General features: G+C 71.4%; 15 protein-coding genes. 12 read left to right on the top strand and 3 right to left on the bottom strand.

The window, feature by feature from the left end; genetic code table 11:
- Nucleotides 1-180: 180 nt before the first annotated feature.
- Together D7147_RS27280 and D7147_RS27275 are read left to right on the top strand one after the other, a co-directional pair.
- Nucleotides 181-1,719 carry an FGGY-family carbohydrate kinase gene (locus D7147_RS27280; RefSeq protein ID WP_120682680.1) on the top strand — a complete coding sequence of 513 codons (1,539 nt, stop codon included), beginning with the start codon at nt 181-183 and terminating at the stop codon, nt 1,717-1,719.
- A complete protein-coding gene (locus D7147_RS27275) occupies nt 1,716-3,350 on the top strand; it encodes a fucose isomerase (protein WP_120682678.1) in 1,635 nt (544 codons plus the stop codon). Before D7147_RS27280 ends, D7147_RS27275 begins: the two co-directional genes overlap by 4 nt.
- A gap of 213 nt (nt 3,351-3,563) precedes the next feature.
- Here the strand turns inward: D7147_RS27275 and D7147_RS27270 are convergent, their stop codons facing one another.
- Nucleotides 3,564-4,562 (bottom strand): LacI family DNA-binding transcriptional regulator, encoded by a 999-nt coding sequence (locus tag D7147_RS27270; RefSeq protein WP_120682676.1) that lies wholly within the window; start codon nt 4,560-4,562, stop codon nt 3,564-3,566.
- 591 nt (nt 4,563-5,153) lie between these two features.
- Between D7147_RS27270 and D7147_RS27265 the strand changes: the two genes are divergently transcribed.
- The 6 genes from D7147_RS27265 (at nt 5,154) to D7147_RS27235 (ending at nt 15,174) form a co-directional block, all read left to right on the top strand.
- Nucleotides 5,154-8,411 carry a DUF2961 domain-containing protein gene (locus D7147_RS27265; protein ID WP_120682674.1) on the top strand — a complete coding sequence of 1,086 codons (3,258 nt, stop codon included), beginning with the start codon at nt 5,154-5,156 and terminating at the stop codon, nt 8,409-8,411.
- An 89-nt stretch (nt 8,412-8,500) separates the two neighbouring features.
- A complete protein-coding gene (locus D7147_RS27255; RefSeq protein WP_120682672.1) occupies nt 8,501-10,039 on the top strand; it encodes a sugar ABC transporter ATP-binding protein in 1,539 nt (512 codons plus the stop codon).
- A complete protein-coding gene (locus tag D7147_RS27250; RefSeq protein ID WP_120682670.1) occupies nt 10,036-11,106 on the top strand; it encodes an ABC transporter permease in 1,071 nt (356 codons plus the stop codon). The genes D7147_RS27255 and D7147_RS27250 overlap by 4 nt, the downstream gene beginning before the upstream one ends.
- A 25-nt stretch (nt 11,107-11,131) precedes the next feature.
- Nucleotides 11,132-12,139 (top strand): substrate-binding domain-containing protein, encoded by a 1,008-nt coding sequence (locus tag D7147_RS27245; protein WP_120682668.1) that lies wholly within the window; start codon nt 11,132-11,134, stop codon nt 12,137-12,139.
- A gap of 93 nt (nt 12,140-12,232) precedes the next feature.
- Complete coding sequence (locus D7147_RS27240; protein ID WP_120682666.1) at nt 12,233-13,921, top strand: family 43 glycosylhydrolase; 1,689 nt, start codon at nt 12,233-12,235, stop codon at nt 13,919-13,921.
- A 164-nt stretch (nt 13,922-14,085) separates the two neighbouring features.
- On the top strand, nt 14,086-15,174 hold the full coding sequence (locus D7147_RS27235) for an NHL repeat-containing protein (protein WP_199716475.1): 1,089 nt from the start codon (nt 14,086-14,088) through the stop codon (nt 15,172-15,174).
- A gap of 46 nt (nt 15,175-15,220) precedes the next feature.
- Here D7147_RS27235 and D7147_RS27230 read toward each other — a convergent pair whose 3' ends face one another.
- Complete coding sequence (locus tag D7147_RS27230; RefSeq protein WP_120682664.1) at nt 15,221-15,985, bottom strand: SDR family NAD(P)-dependent oxidoreductase; 765 nt, start codon at nt 15,983-15,985, stop codon at nt 15,221-15,223.
- A 260-nt stretch (nt 15,986-16,245) separates the two neighbouring features.
- On the opposite strand from D7147_RS27230, the gene D7147_RS27225 reads away from it, so the two are divergent.
- Nucleotides 16,246-17,403 (top strand): low temperature requirement protein A, encoded by a 1,158-nt coding sequence (locus D7147_RS27225; protein ID WP_120682662.1) that lies wholly within the window; start codon nt 16,246-16,248, stop codon nt 17,401-17,403.
- Nucleotides 17,404-17,445: 42 nt separating this feature from the next.
- On the opposite strand, the gene D7147_RS27220 is transcribed toward D7147_RS27225, so the two are convergent.
- Nucleotides 17,446-18,027, bottom strand: coding sequence for a TetR/AcrR family transcriptional regulator (locus tag D7147_RS27220; protein ID WP_120682661.1), 582 nt, complete (start codon nt 18,025-18,027; stop codon nt 17,446-17,448).
- A gap of 102 nt (nt 18,028-18,129) precedes the next feature.
- Between D7147_RS27220 and D7147_RS27215 the strand changes: the two genes are divergently transcribed.
- From D7147_RS27215 to D7147_RS27205, 3 genes are all read left to right on the top strand, one after another.
- The gene (locus tag D7147_RS27215; RefSeq protein ID WP_199716474.1) at nt 18,130-18,597 is read left to right on the top strand and encodes a MarR family winged helix-turn-helix transcriptional regulator; all 468 of its coding nucleotides are present in this window, start codon (nt 18,130-18,132) and stop codon (nt 18,595-18,597) included.
- Nucleotides 18,594-20,234: an MDR family MFS transporter gene (locus tag D7147_RS27210; RefSeq protein ID WP_120682657.1), complete on the top strand. Its 1,641-nt coding sequence runs from the start codon at nt 18,594-18,596 to the stop codon at nt 20,232-20,234. Before D7147_RS27215 ends, D7147_RS27210 begins: the two co-directional genes overlap by 4 nt.
- Before the next feature lie 188 nt (nt 20,235-20,422).
- Nucleotides 20,423-21,619: a low temperature requirement protein A gene (locus D7147_RS27205; RefSeq protein WP_120682655.1), complete on the top strand. Its 1,197-nt coding sequence runs from the start codon at nt 20,423-20,425 to the stop codon at nt 21,617-21,619.
- Nucleotides 21,620-21,628 lie beyond the last annotated feature (9 nt).

Raw genomic sequence — 21,628 nt, 5'->3', positions numbered from 1 at the left:
AGCGGTGTCTCCTGAACCGAGTTAACGATTTCTCAGCGTTAGCCGGCCATCGATGCGCCGGCACCGACGCGATCTACCAGCACTAACACCCTCCCCGCAGCCCGTTGCCAGCCGATGGTGGGGGAGCGCGGTTCCGGGCCCGCTCTTGATTCGGAAATCGATTGCTGGAACAGTGGCGCCATGAAGGTTGCGACGGTGCTGGGCGTCGACATCGGCACCTCGAGCAGCAAGGGCGTCCTCGTGGACGCCGAGGGTCGGGTCGTCCGCTCGGCCAGCCGCTCGCACGAGGTGAGCCGTCCCCGACCCGGCTGGGTGGAGATGGACGCCGACATCTGGTGGCAGGAGTTCGTCTCGCTCAGCCGCGAACTGCTGGCACCCGGTGACGCCGAGGTCGTGGCCGTCGGCGTGAGCGGCATGGGACCCTGCGTGCTGCTCACCGACGACGCCAACGTTCCGCTGCGTCCGGCCATCCTGTACGGCGTCGACACCCGGTCGACCGCCCAGATCGCCCGCCTCAACGACCGGTTCGGCCCGGAGGAGATCCTGCGCCGCTGCGGCTCGGCGCTCTCCAGCCAGGCGGCGGGGGCGAAGGTCGCCTGGGTGGCCGAGAACGAACCCGAACTCTTCGGCCGGGCGCGCCGGCTCTTCATGCCCAGCTCGTGGCTCGTCGTGCAGCTCACCGACCGGTACGTGCTCGACCAGCACTCGGCGAGCCAGTGCACACCGCTCTACGACACCGAGGACCAGGACTGGTACGCGCCGTGGGCCGCGCAGGTCGCACCCGACCTCGTCCTGCCCCCGCTGAGCTGGCCCGGTGAGGTGGCCGGGGTCGTCACGGAGCGCGCCGCGACCGAGGCCGGCCTGCCGGCGGGCATTCCGGTCATCACCGGCACCATCGACGCCTGGGCGGAGGCGATCAGCGTCGGCGCCCAGGGCGTCGGCGACCTGATGCTGATGTACGGCACCACGATGTTCCTGGTCCACACGGTCGCGGCCCCCCTGACGAACCCGTCGCTGTGGGGGACGGTGGGCGCGCTGCCCGGCACCCGTAACCTCGCCGGCGGCCTCGCCACCTCCGGCGCGATCACGTCCTGGCTGCGTGAGCTCTTCGGCTCGCCCGACTACCCGGAGCTGCTCCGGCTGGCCGAGAGCTCCGGCCCGGGCGCGGGAGGGCTGCTGATGCTGCCCTACTTCGCCGGCGAGCGCACCCCCATCCTCGATCCGGAGGCACGCGGCATCCTCGCCGGCCTCACCGTCTCGCACACCCGCGGCGACCTGTACCGGGCGGCGCTCGAGGCGACAGGTCTCGGGGTACGGCACAACATCGAGACGATCGAGGCCAGTGGCGGCGACATCCGGCGCGTCGTCGCGGTCGGCGGCGGCACCCAGGGTGGCCTCTGGACCCAGATCGTCTCGGACGTCACCGGGCGCGACCAGGTGATCCCGTCGCAGACGATCGGCGCGAGCTACGGCGCGGCCTTCCTCGCCGCCCGGACGAGGTGGGACGTCTCGATCGAGACCTGGAACCCCGTCAAGGAGATCCGGACGCCCCGGCGTGAGCTCGCCGCCGACTACGACGAGCTCTACGGGCTCTACCGCGAGCTGTACACGAGTTCCAAGCGGGTCGCGCACGCGCTCGCTGCACGTCAGGTCCGTCTCCTGGCCACCGGTTCGCCGGAGGCCAGCGACAACCGAGGCACCGAAGGAGTCGCCCCATGACCAGTTACCAGCTGCCCCTGTTGGCCGATCCGCCGTCGGCGGCACCCGGCACCGTCTACACAGTGGCCAGCGGCGATCTCCGGCCGAGCGCGAACGTCACCTGCTGGCCCACCCAGCAGCAGCTGGAGGCCGACCTCGCGGCGGCCGTCACCGCGCTCGACTGGAAGGTGGAGCGCGGCCACGCGTTCGACCCGGACAAGGGCCACGGCTTCATCGACAGCCAGCGCGCCGGCATCGAGGTCTTCAAGCAGCTCCCCGTGGACGCGCCGCTGATCGTGGTCGAGGCGGTCTGGCAGTACAGCCACCACGTGCTCGCCGGCCTGCGCAGCCACCGCGGTCCCATCCTCATCGTGGCCAACTGGAGCGGCGAGTTCCCCGGGCTGGTCGGTCTGCTCAACCTGACGGCGAGCCTCACCAAGGCCGGGGTGAAGCACTCGGCGCTGTGGAGCAAGGACTTCACCGACGAGTGGGCGGTCGAGGGGCTGCGCACCTGGCTGGCGACCGGCGAGCTTCGCCACGACACCAGCCACGTACGGGACCTGCCCGCCCTTCCCGACGACGCGGAGGTCGAGCTCGGCCGGGCCCTCGCCACCCAGCTGGCCCGGGAGAAGGCGATCATCGGCGTCTTCGACGAGGGCTGCATGGGGATGTACAACGCGATCTTCGACGACGAGCTGATCAACCCCCTCGGCATCTACAAGGAGCGGCTCTCGCAGAGCGCGCTCGTCGCGGAGATGGCGCGCGTCCCGGACGAGGAGGCCCACGCGGTCCGCCGCTGGCTGGACGAGGCCGGGATGACCTTCCACACCGGCACCGACGAGGCCACCGAGCTCACCGACGCCCAGCTCACGAGCCAGTTCAAGATGTACATCGCGGCCCTGCGCATCTCCGACGACTTCGGCCTGGACGCGGTCGGGATCCAGTACCAGCAGGGCCTGAAGGACACCGTCCCGGCCAGCGACCTCGCCGAGGGCCTGCTGAACAACGTGCAGCGGCCGCCGGTGCTCAGCCGGGACGGCAGCCGGGAGCTGTACGCGGGAGCGCCGCTGCCGCACTTCAACGAGGTCGACGAGGGCGTGGCCGTGGATTCGCTGGTCACGAACCGCATCTGGACCGCCATGGGGCTGGACCCGGCGACGACCCTGCACGACATCCGCTGGGGCGAGCAGTACGGCGACGACTTCGTCTGGGTCTTCGAGATCTCCGGCTCGGTGCCCGCCTCGCACAACGGCGGGTACGACAAGTCGTACAGCATGCGGCAGCCGCCGATGTTCTTCCCGCTCGGCGGCGGCACGCTGAGCGGCGTCTCGAAGCCGGGGGAGATCGTCTGGTCGCGGGTGTTCATCATGGACGGCGCGCTCCACGTCGACCTGGGCCGGGGGACCGTCGTCGAGCTGCCCGAGGAGGAGACCCGGCGCCGTCTGGAGTCCACCAACCCGCAGTGGCCGATCATGCACGCGGTGCTGCACGGGGTGGGTCGTGACCAGCTGATGGCCCGCCACAAGGCCAACCACGCCAACGTCGCGTACGCGCCCGACCGGGAGACCGCCGACCGGGCGTTGCGGGTGAAGGCCGCCATGTTCGCCGAGCTCGGCCTCCACGTGCACCTCTGCGGCGAGGTCGACCTGTAGGCCCGGCTCCACCGGGAGACAGCGCGTGCCGGTGTGCCCCCGATCGGACGGGTCGGGGGCACACCGGCGTGTCAGTGCCGGCGGCGGTGGCCGGCCGATGACGGGGCGGGGGGCCTGGTGTACTGGGGGCAGGCTCCCCGCCCTGCAACCCGCGACTCGCCCCGGCGGTACGACGGCTCCGCCGAGGCGACCGGTGGTCGGCCGGTGCGCCGGTCAGCTCGCGCGGCTGGAGCTCTCCCGTACCTGTAGACCGGTGCTCAGGGTGACTGTCGACGGCGGTCGCGTCGGGTTGGCGATCCGCTCGGTGAGCAGCACCGCGGCGGCCCGCCCGAGGTCGTACGTGGGCTGCGAGACGGTGCTCAGTGAGGGCTTGACCAGGTGGGCCCAGGGAATGTCGTCGAACCCGACCACTCCGAACGACGCCGGCACCCGCACGCCGCGGTCGACGAGGCACTCGACGGCGCCGACGGTCATCAGGTTGTTGGTCGCGAAGACGCTGTCGGGCGGGTTGTCGCTGTCGAGCAGCGAGGCCATGGCCTGGTAGCCGCCCTCCTCGCGGAAGTCCGCGTAGCGGACCAGGCCGTCGCTCACCTCGCGGCCGGCGGCCCGCAGGGCGCGCTGGTAGCCGCGGAGCCGCTGGGAGGCGGTGGAGATGCGACGCGGACCGGTGATGCAGGCGACCCGCTGGTAGCCGTTGTCGAGCAGGTGGGTGGTGGCCATCTCGGCCCCCTGCACGTTGTCGACGAGCACCGTGTCGATGGTGACGCCGCGCAGTTGACGGTCGATCGCGACGACCGGGATGCGCGCTTCGACCAGCCGGTTGATGGCTGTCGACCGGCCGGAGGTGGAGATGATGACGCCGGCCATCCGTTCGGCCAGGGCGGCCGCGATGTACCGGGACTCCTTCTCCGGATCCTCGTCGCTGTTGCACAGGACGACGGAGTAGCCGGCGCCCTGTGCAACGTCCTCCACCCCGCGCACCATGGAGGTGAAGAACGGGTTCCCGATGTCGGAAATGATGACCGCCCAGAGGCTGGTCTGGCTCAGGCGCAGGTTACGGGCGACGGCGTTGGGACGGTAGTCGAGGTCCCGCATCGCCTGGTGCACCCGCGCAGCCATGGCTGGATCGACAGTGGTACGTCCGTTCAGGACCCGCGACACCGTCGCGGGTGAGACCTGGGCCTGCCGTGCCACGTCATAGATCGTCGCCATTCGCCTCCATCCGGTTGATTCCTACGACGAGCTGAACTTTCACGGAGGTGCTCGGCCCGCTGCGGGGACGGGACCCGGCATCCTACGGGCGGATAATGACGGAATCGTCACGGGCATTCCGGTCGCTGTCGGTTGGCGCCGGCTGCCCGGTCGCCCGCCGACGTGACCGGAGGCCGCACCCGCCCCGCTGTCACCTCGGAAGTCAAGGTAACGAGGATACGCCCGCGCCGGCACAACCAGTCACCGATCGACAGCGCGCGGTGGCCCGGCCGGCCGCCGCGCCGCCCGCCGGTGTGGTGGTCCTGCCGGCGCCGAGGGATCCGGCACGGTGGACGCTCGGGCATGGGGCCTCCCAGGTCGCCGCGACGGCGGCGTGCGTCGACAACGAGAAATCGTTTGCTCAGTTCTGATCGAGGACCATAGAAGCGGGCTGGCCAGCTGTCAACGTAGATCCCCGTCCACCTGGGATTTGGTCATTGAGGATTGACCGCCGCGTCGAGGCTGCCTAACCTGATCGCTACTGCAGCGAGAAATCGATTCCTTGTCCTGCCACCCCCGGCCCGCCCCACCCACCGATGTGGAAGGCGATTCATGACACCCACCACTCGCGCGCCACGAACCCCTGCCCGACGGCGCTTGCTCCGCGCCGCCGCCGCGGTGACCCTCATCGCCGGCTCCGCCGTCGTCGGTCTCTCCGGACCGGCCGCGGCCACGCCCGGCCCGACCGCCAACGGACCCGTCGGCTGGGACGTCTACCGGCAGCTCGACCGGCTCCCGAACCTCACCGACGGCTCCCGTGCCTACCAGTTCTCCAGCTTCGACCGCAGCGGCGGCAACGACGACGGCTTCTCGGGCCAGTACTCCTGCCTGAGCACCACCGCGGAGGGCTGTGTCATCGCCGAGGCCGCCGGCGCCGGCGAGATCGACTCGATCTGGTTCACCCGGGACGAGGGCAACGTCTCCGCCACCGGCAAGATCAAGGTTGTCCTCGACGGCCGGACGGTGCTCGACGCGAAGATCCAGGACGTCGTCGACGGCAAGCTCGGCGCCCCCTTCGTCTACCCGGTCGTCGCGAACGCGGCGCAGAGCTCCGGGGGCGTCTACATCAAGGCGCCCATGACGTACCGCAGCTCGATGCGGGTCACCACCGAGAAGAACCCGGTCTTCTACCACGTGGCCTACCGCAAGTTCACCAGCGCCGAGGGCGTCCGCACCTTCGACCCGGCCGACCGGGCACTGGACGTCGTCGAGCAGCTCAAGGCGGCCGGCACCCGCGACCCGAAGCGCGCCGAGCCGGGTGCGAAGACGGTCGAGCACACGTTCTCGGTACCGGCCGGCGGTCGCGCGACGCTCGCCGGCGGGGACGGCCCCGGCGCGGTCACCGGCCTCACGCTGCGGATCCCGCAGCTCGTCGGAGCACCGCAGCCGATCGCCGACGACGGCCGCGCCTTCGGCGCCGGCGGCGGCAGCCAGTTCACCGTCGCCGTCGACCCGGCCAACACGGGCGTACGGCTCACCCGCCGGTTCGACCCGCACATCGGAAACCAGCGGGCGCGGATCCTGGTCGACGGGGTGGCGGTCGGCGAGTGGCCGGCCAACGCTCTCCTGCCCTTCGGCACCTGGCAGGACCAGAGCGTCGAGCTGCCGGCCAGCGCCACGGCCGGCAAGTCGAAGATCACCATCGGCACCGAGTTCATCTCGTCCGACCTGGACGTCAACGAGTTCACCTACTGGGTGGACAGCCTGGTCGCGGGCACGGCGAAGCGTACCGACACGCTGGACCTCGGGCCGGCCCACACCGACGCCGAGGCCGCGCACGACTACAAGATCACCGCGCAGAGCTGGCAGGGCACCAACACCATGTCCTACCCGGCGGACGTCGAACGCAAGGCGGCGATCGCCGCCTCCGACGCGGTGCTGCGCCAGACCCGGCTGCGGATCGCGTTCGACGGGAAGACCACCGTCGACGCGCCGCTCGGCGAGTTCTTCGGCACCGGTCTCGGGCTGCACGAGGTCCGGTCCCTGATGTTCGCCGTCGACCCGGCCACCTCGACCCTCTCGGCCTGGTGGCCGATGCCCTACCGGGAGCGCTACACCGTCGAGCTGCGCAACGGCTCGAACGTGCCGATCAAGTCGTCGACCGCCACGGTGACCACCGCCCGGTCGGCGAAGTGGGCGGCGGCCCTGCGGCCCACCGGCGACGCCGGCTACTTCCGGGCCACGGCGAACAGCGCCGACACCGTCCCCGGCGCCGACCACCTCTTCCTCGACGCGGCCGGCCGCGGCAAGTTCGTGGGCGTCACGCAGACGATGGAGGGGCACATCCCCGCCGGTAACCAGCGCAACTACCTGGAGGGTGACGAGCGGGTCTACGTGGACGGCGCGCAGAGCCCGAGCATCCACGGCACCGGCACCGAGGACTTCTACGAGGCCGGCTGGTACTTCAACCACGGCACCTTCAACGCTCCCACGAACGGCAACCCCGCCCACGAGGTCGCCGACTACGGCTGCCAGTACGACTGCACCGGCGCGTACCGGCTCATGGTGGCCGAGTCGATCTCCTTCTCGACCGGCCTGCGGTTCGGCATCGAGCACGGCCCCGGCGACCAGGATCCGGCCCGGTACGGCTCGACCGCGTACTGGTACGGCCAGGACACCCTCGGGCAGCGGTGGACGGACAGCGTCGACGTCGGCAACGCGGCGAGCGAGGCCGCCCACGGGTACACCGGCGGCGGCGCCCGGGAGGCGCTCACCGCGACCTTCGAGGGCGACGACGGCACGCCCCGACCGGTCACCGACGACACCCGCGCCTCCACCACCCCGATCGGGTTCCGGGTGGAGCTCGACCGCCACAACAACGGCGCGGTCCTGCGCCGGCTCGCCGACCAGGCCGCCGCGCACCAGTCGGTGGCCGTCCGGGTCGACGGGCGGGACGCGGGCATCTGGTCCCAGCCCCTGGGCAACGGCTCCCACCGCTGGCTCGACGACGAGTTCCGCCTGCCGGCGGCGCTCACCGCCGGCAAGTCGAAGGTGACGGTCACCCTGACCCCCACCAAGGACGCTCCGGCCTGGTCCGCGGCCCGGTACGCGGCGCTCAGCCTGGTCGACCCGTTCACCGACCACACCCGGCCGGGTGACGTGAAGGGGCTCACCGCCACCAGCGGGACGACCAACGCCGTGTCGTTGACCTGGCAGTCGGCCGAGGACGACGTCTACGCGCCGCGCTACGAGGTCTTCGCCTCCCGCAAGGCGGGCTTCAAGCCCGGACCGGAGAACCGGGTCGGCACCACGAGCCGGTCGAGCTTCGAGCACGGCGGGTTGGGCCTGCACGAGACCTGGTACTACCGGGTGCGCGCGGTCGACGCCGCGGGCAACGCCGGGTCGTACTCGGCTGTCGACTCCGCCAGCACCGGTAGCACGCTGCGGATCGAGGGCGAGTCGACGCTGCCGGCGGTGACCGCCGAGGGGCCGGCCGACGTCCAGGGCGACTGCTGCGGCGTGCACTGGTCGCAGAGCGCTCAGCTCTGGTTCCGGCCGGACGCGCCGAACCGGAGCGTCACCGTGGCGTTCACCGTTCCGACGACCGGCACCTACCGGCTGAGCCTGGTGCAGACGCTGGCGCAGGACTACGGCGTCAACACGGTGGCGATCGACGGCACCCAGATCGGTGCGGCGTTCGACGCGTACCACTCGCCGGAGGTTGTGGTCAGCGACCCGATCGACTACGGCCAGCGGGAGCTGACGGCGGGCCGGCACACGCTCACCCTGACGGTGACCGGCAAGGCCGCCGCGTCGACCGGGTACCTCGCCGGGCTCGACTACGTGGAGGCGCAGCTCGTCACGTCGTGACCGTCGCGAGTCGCCGGGTCCGCACCCGCGGACCCGGCGACTCCGGCTCCACCCGCAGCAGATCCCGCAGACGATCCACGAGGTGCCGTATGACAGAACGACCGCTGGTCCGGATGACCGGCATCGGCAAGCGGTTCGGCGGTGTGCAGGCCTGCCGCGACATCGACCTCACCATCGCCGCCGGTGAGGTGCACGCGCTGCTCGGCGAGAACGGCGCGGGCAAGTCGACCCTGATCAACATCCTCTCCGGGGTCATCACCGACTACGACGGCACCATCGAGGTCGACGGCCGGCCGGTCAGCTTCGGCGGCCCGGTCGACGCCCAGCGCGCCGGAATCGCCACGATCCATCAGGAGCTGGACCTCGTGGCCGGTCTCTCCATCGCGGAGAACATGTTCCTCGGGCGGGAGCCGCGGACCCGGCTGGGCGGTGTCGACATCCGGCGGATGCGCCGGCAGGCGGCGGAGCACCTGCGTACCCTCGGCGCCGACCTGGATCCTCGCCGGCTCGTGGGTTCGCTGCGCGTCGGTGAGCAGCAGCTGGTCGAGATCGGGCGAGCGCTCTCGCTCGACGCCCGGGTGCTGATCATGGATGAGCCGACCGCCGCGCTGGCGGACGCGGAGGTCGAGCGGCTCTTCGAGACGATCAAGGAGCTGCGCCGGGCCGGCGTCGGCATCGTCTACATCTCGCACCGGATGGCGGAGCTGGAGGTCATCGCCGATCGGGCGACCGTGCTGCGCAACGGCGGACTGGCCGGCACCGTCGACCCGAGGACCGCCTCCCGCGACGAGATCATCCAGCTCATGGTGGGGCGGTCGGTCGACGCGCTCTTCGGCGAGGGCCGCAACGAGCCAGGGAAGGTGCTGCTCGACGTGCGGAATCTCGCCGTGACGCCGCGCCGGCCGACCCCGGGCCGCACCGAACCGGCCGGAGTGGACCTCACCGTGCGTACCGGGGAGATCGTCGGTCTCGCCGGGCTGATGGGCGCCGGCCGCACCGAGCTGCTGGAGACGCTCTTCGGTGCGGGCGGCTCCGGACGCCGTAGCGGCCAGATGACGATCGACGGCAGGCCGTACGGGCCGCATGGCCCCCGGGCCGCGCTCGCCCGCGGGGTCGCGTTCGTGCCCGAGGACCGGCGCGGCGCCGGGCTGATGCTGGAGCACTCGGTGGCGGAGAACGTCGTGCTCTCCGCGCTGGCCACCCTGACGACGCTCGGCGTGGTACGCCGTCAGGCGGTGCGGCGGACCGTGGCCGAGCAGCTCACCGCCCTCGCCGTGAAGGCGGCCTCGCCGGCCGTCGCCGCCGCCACGCTCTCCGGCGGCAACCAGCAGAAGGTCGTCTTCGCCAAGCAACTGCTGACCCAGCCGAGGCTGCTCCTGCTCGACGAGCCGACCAGAGGCGTCGACATCGGGGCCAAGGCGGAGATCTACCGGCTGCTCCACCGGCTCGCGGACGCCGGCATGGCGATCCTGCTCGCCTCGTCCGAGCTTCCGGAGTTGCTCAGCCTCTGCGACCGGGTGGTCGTCCTGCACCGCGGTCGCACCGTGGCCACCCTGCCCCGCGCGTCCGCCACCCAACAAGCGATCCTCGCCGCGGCCAACGGCGACGATGCCAAGGAGACCCGATGACCCCGCCCAACCCCACCGCCGTCGAGGAAGCGCCGGCCGGAACACCACCACCGCGCCGCCGGCCGTCACTGCGGCTGCCACGGGATCGGCACGCGCTCGTCGACAACTTCTTCCGGTTCCAGAGCCTCTTCGGCCTGGTCGCCGTCTTCCTGATCGCGATCGCGGTGTCGCCGGTCCGCAACGGCGAGAACATCTTCCTCAGCTCCGGCAACCTGGCCAACATCGTCCGGGCGGTGTCGGAGATCGGCATCATCGCGGTCGGCATGACGTTCGTCATCCTGATCGGGGGCATCGACCTCTCCGTCGGCGCGGTGCTCGGCCTGGCCGCGGTCGGGTCGGCCACCCTCATGGTCGACAGCGGCATGGGGATCCTTCCGACGGTGCTGATCGTGTTGTTGATCGGCACCGCGTTCGGCGCCACCCAGGGGGCGATCGTCGCCCGGATCGGCATCCAGTCGTTCATCGTCACGCTCGCCGGACTCCAAGCGGCCCGGGGCATCGCCCGGATGTGGTCCGGCGGCCTCGGCGTCCCGATCGCGTACGGGGACGGGCCGAAGGAGGCCCCCGAGGCGTTCTCGCTGCTGAGCGGCTCGATCAACGGGGTGTTGCCGGTGCCGGCGGTGCTCTTCATCGCCATCGGGATCGGCGCGCTCCTGGTGCTGCGCAGCACCGCCTTCGCCCGGCACGTGTACGCCATCGGCGGCAACGAGAAGGCCGCCCGCCTCTCCGGCGTCCCCGTACGCCGGGTGCGCATCACCGTCTTCGCCATCTCCGGTCTGCTCGCCGCGCTGGCCGGGATCATCCACGCCGGGCAGCTGAACCAGGGCAGCCCGAACGACGGCTCCGGCTACGAGCTGGACGCGATCGCGGCAGTGGTCATCGGCGGCACGAGCCTCGCCGGTGGCAGTGGATCCATGGGCGGCACCATCGCCGGCGCGCTGCTGCTCGGGATCCTCAACAACATCCTCGCCCTCAACAACATCGACGCGAACGTGCAGCTCGTCGTCAAGGGACTGGTCATCGTGGCCGCCGCCGCGCTGCAGAAGCTCCGCCCCCGCATCTCCTGACCCCCACCACCAACCGGAGGTAACAATGCGCTACGCCCGAAGAGCGGTCGCCGTCCTCGCGCTGACCGTCCTCGCCACCACCACCGCGTGCAGCGTGGAGAAGGCCGGCGACGGCAACGGCGGCACCGACGCCGCGGCCGAGTGCGGCAGCGGCAAGGAATTCCTGATCGGCATGTCGCAGGCGAACAACGCCGAGCCGTACCGGCAGGTCATGAACGACGACGTGAGCAACGCGGCGAAGGACGTGCCCGGGTTCAAGGTCGTCGTCTCCGACGCGGCCCAGGACAACAGCAAGCAGGTCGCCGACGTGGAGAACTTCATCTCCCAGGGCATCAACCTGCTGATCATCTCGCCGAACGAGGCGAAGCCGCTCACCGCGGTCGTGAAGAAGGCGTACGACCAGGGGATTCCGGTGATCGTGCTGGACCGCAAGGTCGAGGGCGACGCGTACACCGCGTTCATCGGCGGTGACAACGTGGCCATCGGCAAGGCCGCGGGCGAGTACTACGCGAAGACGCTCCTGCCGCAGGGCGGCAAGGTCGTCGAGATCTCCGGTCTGCCCGGCTCCACCCCGGCCGCCGAGCGCGCCCAGGGCTTCCGGGAGGGCGTGGCGAGCAACCCGCAGATCCAGATCGTGGCCAGCCAGACCGCCGAGTGGCTGCGGGAGAAGGGGCAGAGCGTCATGGACGCGATGCTCAAGGCGAACCCCGACATCAACGCGGTCTACGCGCACAACGACCCCATGGCGGAGGGCGCCTACCTGGCGGCGAAGGCGGCCGGCAAGGAGAGCACCATCAAGTTCACCGGGATCGACGCGCTGCCTGTGCCCTCCGGCGGCATCAAGGCCGTCGAGCAGGGCCGGCTGCAGGCGACGTTCCAGTACCCGACCGGCGGCCGCGAGGCCATCGACATGGCCAAGAAGATCCTCGTCGACTGCCAGAAGGACGTCCCGAAGACGACCACGCTCGGCACCACGCAGATCACCAAGGACAACGCCGCCCAGGTCTACACCCAGCTCGGCGGCAAGCAGTAGCACCCGGGGTGGGCCCGCCATCGCACCCGGCGGCGGGTCCACCCGCTCCACCGCATCCCCGGAACCCCTCATCCATCCGTGTGGAGGAATGCGATGCCCCGCCCACCGTCCCGTGCCGGCCGGATCTCCGCGCTGCTCGCCCTCGCCGTGGGCCTGCTCGTGGCCCCGGCCCCGGCCCGGGCCGCCGGTCCCGACGGGCTGGAGAACCAGCCGTACGAGAACCGGTCCACCCAGGTCACCGCCGGTGAGTTCGTGAACGTCTACGACCCGAGCGTCGGCGAGGACGAGCCCTGGTACTACAACGACCACACCATGGTGCGGGACCGCAGGACGGGCCTGTGGCACGTCTTCGCGATCACGCACGCCGAGCCGGCCAACCCGCTGGACGAGAAGTTCTTCGGCCACGCGACCGCCCCGTCGCCGCGCGGCCCCTGGACGAAGCAGCCGTTCGCCCTGGAGGCCGACCCGAACGCGGGGGAGACCCACATCTGGGCCCCCTACGTGATGTTCCACGGCGGCACCTACTACATGTTCTACGCCGGTGGCACCGCCGATCACGAGGCGTACCGGATGCACCTCGCCACGTCGAAGGACCTGGTGCACTGGAAGCGGAGCTCGAAGAACCCACTCTTCACCGACGGCTTCGACGGGCGGGACCCGATGGTCACCCGGGTCGGCGACAAGTGGGTCATGTACTACACCGCGAACAGCACCCCGGCCGGTGGCAACCACATCGTCGCGTACCGCACCAGCCGGGACCTCGTGCACTGGAGCGACCGGCGGACCGCCTTCGAGCACCCGGCCACCGGCACCTTCGGCGGGCCGACCGAGTCGCCGTTCGTGGTGCAGCGCGGTAACTCCTGGTACCTCTTCGTCTGCTGCGAGAGCGGCTACCAGGACACCCGGGTCTACCGCAGCTCGAACCCGCTGCATTTCACCGTCGACCAGCTGGTCGGTCGGATCAAGGCGCACGCCGCCGAGGTGGTCAAGGACGACACCGGCCGCGGCCAGTGGTACGTCACCGGCGCCGGCTGGGGGCAGGGTGGGCTCTGGCTCGCCCCGCTCGACTGGCGTACGCCGGTGGTGACGAAGGGGCGGGTGGTCAGCACGCCGTACTACCGGGCGGTCGTGCAGAGCGCACCCGAGGCGCGGTTGGTCTCGTACGCCGCCGACCCGGCCGGGCGCGGCGAGTACCGCGCGGTGACCGACTCGTCGTTCCGCTCCACGGCGCCGTACCTCGCGGTGGGGACCTTCGGGCCGACCGACACGGCGGGCGCGGCGGCGCGCGTGACCGTCTCGACCGACGGCGCCGACGTGAACCTGACCGGCATCCCGCTCGGCGACGAGCCGGTGACCGTGGACTGGCGGTTCCGGTTCGCGCCGACCACCGTCGACGTGAGTTTCCTGTGGCACGTGGCCGGCCCGACCACGGCGCCGGTCTGGGAGGCCGCCTGGAACCTGGATTCGAGCCTGCCCCGGGTCGGGGATCCGGCGGGCTCGGACCGCGACGGCGACGCGGCGGGCTTCTCCCCGTGGACGCTCGCCACCGACGAGTCGACCACCCTGGTGGCCGCCTACCGGGCCGGGTCGGCCTGGAGCGAGGACAAGCGCTGGTTCAACCGGCCGGGCGGCTCCATCGCGTGGCAGCCGCTCTGGCAGCCGGGCGGCCGGTCGCTGCCCGTCGGTGATCTCGCCGGTGGCACCTGGCGCATCGGGGTGAGCGGTGCGCCGACGGACACCGCGTTCGCGGACGCCCTGGCCGCGTCGGTGAACGGCGGCTGAGGCGATCCGACCGGTGCCGGCCACCCCAGCGGCGGCCGGCACCGGCGTCTCCGCGTCCGGGGGCCCGCCTCGACCCGTCCGCCGGCTCGTCGTCGTGAACCCGACGCGGCGGCAACGCCCGGTAGCTGTCCACGCGGACCTCCGGCGGTGGATAGATTGCGGGGATGCGGAGAGCTGACGGGGTCGGGCGGCGGCGCGGCGCGGTGCTGGGCGTGCTCGTCCTGCTGGCGGCCGTGACGCTGCCGGGCGCGGCGTGGGCCGGGTCGGCCGCGCCGGGTGAGCCGGCCTGCGAGGTGCGGGACGCTCGGCTGACCGAGCTCTCCGGAATGGTCGCCACCGACGACGGCTTCGTGGTGATCAACGACGGCGCGGAGAACGAGGCGCGGCGGCGGATCTTCTTCCTCGACCGGAGCTGCGCGGTCGTTCGCGCGGTGCCGTACCCGACCCGCCCGCTCGACACCGAGGACCTGGCGGTCGGCGCGGACGGCACCGTCTGGGTGGCCGACATCGGCGACAACGACAGGTCCCGCGAGACGATCGCGGTGTGGAAGCTGGCCCCGGGCGCCGATCGGCCGGTGCTGCACCGGATGTCGTACCCGGACGGCCCGCATGACGCCGAGGCGATGTTGGTGACCGGTGACGGTCGTCCGGTCGTCGTCAGCAAGTTCTCCGGCAACCTCTACGCCCCGACCGGCGCCCTGCGGCCGGGCGCGACCGTGCCGTTGGCGAAGGTGGGGCAGGTGCGGCTGCCCGCCTCGACGACCAGCAACCCGTACGGCCTGCTCGGCCGCTCGGCGGTCACCGGCGCGGCGACCGCCCCGGACGGACGCCGGGTGGTGCTGCGCACGTACGCCGACGCCTTCGAGTTCGACGTGGCGGGCGGTGACGTGGTCGCCGCGTTGACCGGTGGCACGCCCCGGGCCACTCCGCTGCCGAACGAGCCGCAGGGCGAGTCGATCAGCTACGCCGCCGACGGCCGCTCGCTGCTCACCGTCTCCGAGACGGCCGACCAGCCGCCGGGCACCAGACCGACGATTCTGCGTTACCCGCTGGCCGGGCCTGCGCCGTCGGGTTCACCGGCCGCGACGCCGGAGCCGACCGGCGCGACGCCGGCCGACTCGTCCGCGGCCGGCGAGGACGGGGGGAGTCGGGTCGTCCTCGTCGCCGCGCTGGCGGCCGGTGCGCTGGGTGTGCTCTTCATCGTGGTGGCGTTGCTCGCCCGCGCGCGTCGCCGACCGACGACGGGGACGTAGCCGCCGCACGTCCTGCGTGCGGCGGCCACCTCCCCGGGTCGTCGGGTCAGTTCACGCTCTGTCCGCCGTCCACCATGATCGACTGGCCGGTGACGAAGGAGGCACGGTCGGAGAGGAGGAAGAGGGCCACCTGGGCGACCTCCTCCGGCTCGCCGATGCGGCCGAGCGGGATCCGCTCGCCGTGTGGGTGGTGCTCCGAGCCCTCGTCGGTGGTGGTGATGCCACCGGCGGTCAGCGGTGTGCGGATCACCGTCGGGTTGACGGTGTTCACCCGGATCCGGTCGGGACCGAGCTCCACGGCGGCGGCGCGGGCCAGTGCGGCCACGCCGCCCTTGCTGGCGCTGTACGCCGAGATGCCCCACGTGCCCAGCTCGGCGAAGACCGAGCCGTTCAACGCGATCGAACCACCGCCGCCCTGCCGCTTCATCTGCGCGGCCTCGGCCTGGAGGTAGAAGAAGACGCCCTTCAGGTTGCCGTCCAGCAGGTTGTCCCAGAACTGCTCGTCCAGTTCGGTCAACGGACCGACGTTCGCGGTGCCGGCGTTGTTGAACGCCACGTCGAGCCGTCCGAAGCGGTCGACGACCTGTCGCACGACGTCCGCCGCGCCCGCGAAGTGGGTGGCGTCCGCCTTGATGAAGAGCGCCTCGCCGCCGGCCGCCGCGATCTCCTCGGCGACCTCCCGGCCGGCGTCCTCGCGCCGTCCGGTGAAGGCGACCTTGGCTCCTTCCCGGGCGAACAGGAGGACGCTCTCCCGGCCGATTCCGGAGGTGCCGCCGGTGACCAGCGCGACCTTACCGTCCAACATTCCCATGGTTTCGCTCCATAACGCTGTGTCAATTCCGCGGTGCCGTGGCGGGGCTGGCCTGGTCGGCCTGGTCGCACGCCGTGGCACCACTTGGCCAACGAACCGACACAACGGGGCTGGGAGCCGGCTGATTTCGGGTCGGTCATCGTCGATCCGAATGGTGGGTATAGGCCGCGCCGATGATCAGAGCTGGTCTTCTGCGGCGATGGGCCGGCCGGGCTCGTGAAACGGATATTCAATACATTACGGGCAGTTAGTCTGCTCGGGTGAACGGAGGGGGCGTGGCCGCCGGCAGCCGTGGCTATGCCGAGGCGCGGCGCTCGAGCTGGCTGGAGCTCTTCTTCGACCTGGTCTTCGTCGTCGCCGTGTTCCAGCTCGGCGGGCTCCTCAACGAGGACCCGTCGATCCACGGCGTGCTGGTCTTCGCCGGCCTGATGACCACCATCTGGTGGCTCTGGTTCAGCTTCTCGTACTTCGCGGACCTCTTCGACGACGACCGTCCGCCGAGCCGGTTCGTGCAGTTGGTCGCGATGCTGGGGGTGCTCGCGCTGGCCGCGTCACTTTATGGCGGGGTGGCCGACGATCCGGCCCTCTTCGCGCTGGTGTACGGGCTGCTGCTCGCCCTCCTCGCGGGCATGTACGGGGTGGTCGGGTGGCGCCGGCGAGAGGCGCGGGAGTTCTGCTGGTGGAACGCCGCGGGGTTCCTGCTCGGCGCCGTGCTGTGGTTCTCGTCCCTGCTGGCCCCGGCTCCGGCCCGGTACGCGCTCTGGGGTGTCGGGCTGGCCCTGAATGCCGCGGTGGCCGGGCCGCTGGCGTACACCTGGGCGGGCCGGGCGCCGGTCCAGCGGTCGCACATGCCGGAGCGGTTCGGGCTGTTCACCATCGTCGTTCTCGGGGAAGCCGTGCTCGCGGTCGCGAACGGCATCGGCGACACCGGCTGGCGACCGGCAGCCGCGGCCGTCGGGGTCGGCGGCTTCGTGATCGCCTGCGGCATCTGGTGGGTCTACTTCGCCTCCACCTTCGACCAGGAGGCGGGCAACCGGGCGCTTCGCGGTGGCCGGGGAGCGGTCGTGCGCAGCTACCTCTACGCGTACGGCCACCTGCTCGTGTACGGCTCGATCGTGGCCTCCGGAGTCGCCGTGGAGGTGGCCGCGCGGGAGGCGGTGCACGGCGACCACGGCGTCGCCGGTCCGCTGCTCGCCGGCAGTCAGCTGACCTTGATCCTCGGCTGCATCGTCGTCTACCGCGGGTTCGACGTGCGGGTGAGCCGGCGGGTCGCCTTCACCCAGGTCGGCCTGGCGGTGGCCGCAGTGGTGATCGGCCTGGGCGGGTTGCCGCCGCCGGCCACGGTCCTGCTCGTGGCGGTGGCCTGGGTCACGCTGGCTCTGGTCGAGTGGCGCTCGCCCCCGGTCTGGCGGCGCTGACGGCCGCGCCGACCCGCCGGCACGAGTCGGCGCCGGGGGAGGCTAGGCCGGCGCGGCGGCCGCGAGCGCGGCGGCGACGACGTCGAGCAGCGGTCGGTCCGGGTGCTCGGTCGAGTCCTGCACGGCGACCCGCATGGTGGTCAGGAAGATCGCGGCGAGGACCCGGGCGCGCAGCGCCACGTCGTCGCCGCTGAGCCGCTCCGCCAGCTCCGCCGCCAGCTCCCGCTCGACGACCGCGAACGCCGCGACCTGGTGTGCGGCCAGGCTGGGGTGCCCCCGCAGCAGGCGGCGCCGGGTCAGCCACTCCTCGTTGCCGAGGTACGTCTCCTCGGCGAGCTGCAACGCCGCCCGGGTCAGCGCCGTCCAGGGCTGGTCGTCGGCGGGTTGTGCCCGGATCAGCTCCAGCATCCGGCGCAGCCGAACGGTGTCGCCGTGGAAGATCGCCTCCTCCTTGCCGGAGAAGTAGTTCGAGAACGTCCGCCGGGAGACGTTCGCCGCGTCGGCGATCGCCTCGACGGTCACGCCGTCCACCCCCTGATCGATGGCGAGCTGCAGGGCCGCCTCGTGCAGGGCGGCGCGGGTCGCTGCCTTCTTGCGTTCGCGCAGCCCAGGGGTCTCGTCCATGACATAGACGGTACGTGACGCAGTTCTCAGGCGGCAAACTTGCCTACTGGGCAAGTTTTGTAGATGCTTGCGTGGGGCAACCATCTGTCGGCGGGAGGAAGCGTGGAGGGTGACGGTCGTGAGCTCGTGCACCGGCTGCGGGACCTCCTCCGGAGCATCCGGTTGATCAAGCAGCGGCGGGCCGAGGAACAGCCGGGCATCCCGCTCGGGCTGGTCGGCATCCTGTCGCAGATCGACGGGCTCGCCGACGGTTGTCACGCCCGGGAACTGGCGCTGCGGGCCCGGCTCGACCCGTCGACGGTGAGCCGTGCCGTCGCCGCCCTCGTGGCGCACGGGCTCATCGAGCGGCGCCCCGACCCGGCCGACCGGCGGGCACAGGTCCTGGCGGTCACCCCCGACGGCCGGACGGCCCTGGCCGACACCCACGACTGGTACGCCCGGCTGCTCGATCGGGCCCTCGCCGGCTGGAACGCCGACGAGGTCGCCGCGCTCGGCGCCGGGCTGCACCGATTCACCCGCGATCTAGAGGTCGCCCTCGAAAACCACGACAATCTGGAGGCCGCGCGATGAGCGCACCCACCACAACCGCCGGCGCCGAGCCGATGACGCACCGGCGGACGCTCGAAGCACTCAGCGGTCTGCTGCTGGTGCTCTTCGTCGCCCTGCTGAGCAGCACTGTCGTCTCGACGGCGCTTCCCAAGATCATTGGTGCGCTGAACGGCTCGCAGACCCAGTACACCTGGGTGGTCACCGCCACCCTGCTGACCGCGACGGCGACCACCCCGATCTGGGGCAAGCTCGCCGACCTGTTCAGCAAGAAGCTCCTGATCCAGCTCGCCATCGTCGTCTTCCTGCTGGGTTCGGTCGTCGCCGGCTTCTCGCAGAGCGCCGGTCAGCTCATCGCCTCCCGCGCCTTCCAGGGCATCGGGGTCGGCGGCCTGCAGGCCCTCGTCCAGGTGGCGATCGCCGCGATGATCCCGCCGCGGGAGCGGGGCCGCTACAACGGCTACCTCGGTGGCGTGATGGCCCTCGCCACGGTCGGCGGCCCGCTGCTCGGCGGCCTCATCGTCGACACCTCCTGGCTCGGCTGGCGGTGGTGCTTCTTCGTCGGCGTGCCCGTCGCGATCATCGCGCTCGTCCTGCTCCAGGCCACGCTGAAGCTGCCCGTTGTCCGCCGGGAGAACGTCAAGATCGACTACCTGGGCTCGGCGCTGATCGCCGCCGGCGTCAGCCTGCTGCTCATCTGGATCTCGTTCGTCGACAGCTCGTTCGCCTGGGTCTCCTGGCAGTCCGGCGTGATGGTGGCCGGTTCGATCATCCTGCTCGCCCTGGCGATGGTGGTCGAGAAGCGGGCCGCCGAGCCGGTCGTCCCGCTGGAGATCATCCGCGAGCGCACCACGGCGCTGGCCATCCTCGGCAGCCTCGCGGTCGGCATGGCCATGTTCGGCGGCTCGGTCTTCCTCGGCCAGTACTTCCAGATCGGGCGCGGCTACACGCCGACCGAGGCCGGCCTGCTCACCATTCCGATGATGGGCGGTGTGCTGATCTCCTCGATCGTCGCCGGTCGGCTGATCACCAAGAGCGGACGGATCAAGCCGTACATCGTCTTCGGCTCGATCGTCCTGGTCATCGGCTTCGCGCTGCTCGGCTTCATCGACCACGAGACGTCGCTGTACCTGATCGGTGCGGCCATGTTCCTCGTCGGCATCGGCGTCGGCATGACCATGCAGAACCTCGTCCTCGCCGTGCAGAACACCGTCTCGCTCAAGGACATCGGCGCGGCCAGCTCCAGCGTGGCGTTCTTCCGGTCGCTCGGCGGCACCATCGGGGTCTCGGTGCTCGGCGCCGTCCTGGCCCGCCGGGTCACCGACCAGATCACCCACGACCTCTCCGCGGCCGGCGTACCCACCTCCGGCATGGGTGAGACCAGCAACCTGAACATCACCGCGCTGCCCGACGCGATCCAGAACATCGTCCGGGCCGCGTACGGCGACGCCACGGGGCACATCTTCCTCATCTCCGCGGTGATCGCGGTGGTCGGTGTCATCGCCGCGCTGGCGCTCAAGCCGGTCACACTGCGCACCAGCATCGACCTGCCGGAGAGCGTCAAGTCGGCGGCGGTGGCCGCCGACGCCGTCGACGGCGCGCCCCCGTTCGACGAGGTCAACCTCGACGACGGTCGGGAGCGGGCGACCACCGGCCGCTGATCCCGGGCCTCGCGTCAGCCAGGGCCGCCCCGCAGTTCGACCGCGGGGCGGCCCTTCGCCGTCCGGGCGGCCCCGCACGTCCGCTCGCCGCACCTGCCCGGTCGGTACGGTGCTCGTGTGGGCCCGGGGTCCGGAACGGGCATGGTAGAACTGACCGCGATGAGGGTGCGAATCCACGTAAGTCGGACATGATCCGCCTTCCGGCCCGCCCGGCCGACGGTGGGGTCCCACGTAGTGCGACAGTCCTGGAGCTGCTCTTCGACATCGTCTACGTGTTCGCGCTCGCCCGCCTCGCCGGACGGATCGCCGACGACCTGACCATCGTCCGGCACACGCTGCTCTCCGAGGCGGGCCAGACCATCCTCTTCTTCGTCGCGATGTGGATGATCTGGTCGATCAATGCCGTCACGTCGAGCATCTACGACCCCCGTTCCCCCACCATCCAGGTGGAGCTGGTGGCGACGATGTTCGGCACGCTGATCCTGGCGGTCTCGTTGCCGCAGGCGTTCGGTGAGCGCGGCGTGATCTTCGCCGTCACGTACGTCCTCCTCCAGGTCCTGCGTCCGCTCCACCTCGCGCTGGCGCTGCGGGGCGGTGGCGGCACGGCCTGGCGAGCGCCGGTGCGCGTGCTCTGCTGGCACACCGTCTCCGGAACCTTCTGGCTCACCGGCGCGGCCGGCGCCGGCGTCACCCGCGGCGTGCTGTGGACCATCGCGGTCGGCATCGAGGTGCTCGGCATGCTCACGGCCTGGGCCGTACCCCGGCTCGGCTCGAACCGCCGGAAGTACGAAGACCTCGTCTACCACCATCTCGCCGAGCGGTACAACCAGTTCTTCATGATCGCCCTCGCCGAGGTGGTGCTCGAGACGGGCGCCGCCGTCAGCTTCCCGGGCCTCTCGGTCGACCGGACGATCGTGCTGGTGGCCGCCTTCCTGACCGTCGTGGCCTACTGGCGGATCTACTTCTACCACCGGACGTGGGGCCGTTCGGAGCATCAGAGCGGGACCGGCCCCGCCATGCGCCTCACCGACCGGTCGAACTTCAGCCTGCTGCTGATCGTCGGCGGGGTGATCTGCAGCGCGGTCGGCTTCGGTCAGATCGTCCGGGACGCCGACCCGCCCATCGACTGGGCGCTGGTGGTCGTCATCTTCGGCGGCCCCGCGCTCTTCCTGATCGGCCGGGCGTTCCTCGAACGGGAGCTCTACTCGATCCGGCGCAGCATGGCGCTCTACGTCGGCCTGCTGGCTCTCGGCGTGGCCGCGCCGATCACCCTGCGCTTCCCGCCGATGGTGGCCGCCGTCGCGGTGGCGGCGGTCATGGTCGGCGTCGCCCTCTTCGACGAGCTGCACCGGCACTCGGGCCGGGAGGGCAACCCGACGTTGTAGCCGGCCGTC

The sequence above is a fragment of the Micromonospora musae genome, from assembly GCF_003626545.1.
Taxonomy (GTDB): domain Bacteria; phylum Actinomycetota; class Actinomycetes; order Mycobacteriales; family Micromonosporaceae; genus Micromonospora; species Micromonospora musae.
Note: the sequence above shows the minus strand (reverse complement) of the source record. Positions and strands in the feature narration are given on the sequence as shown.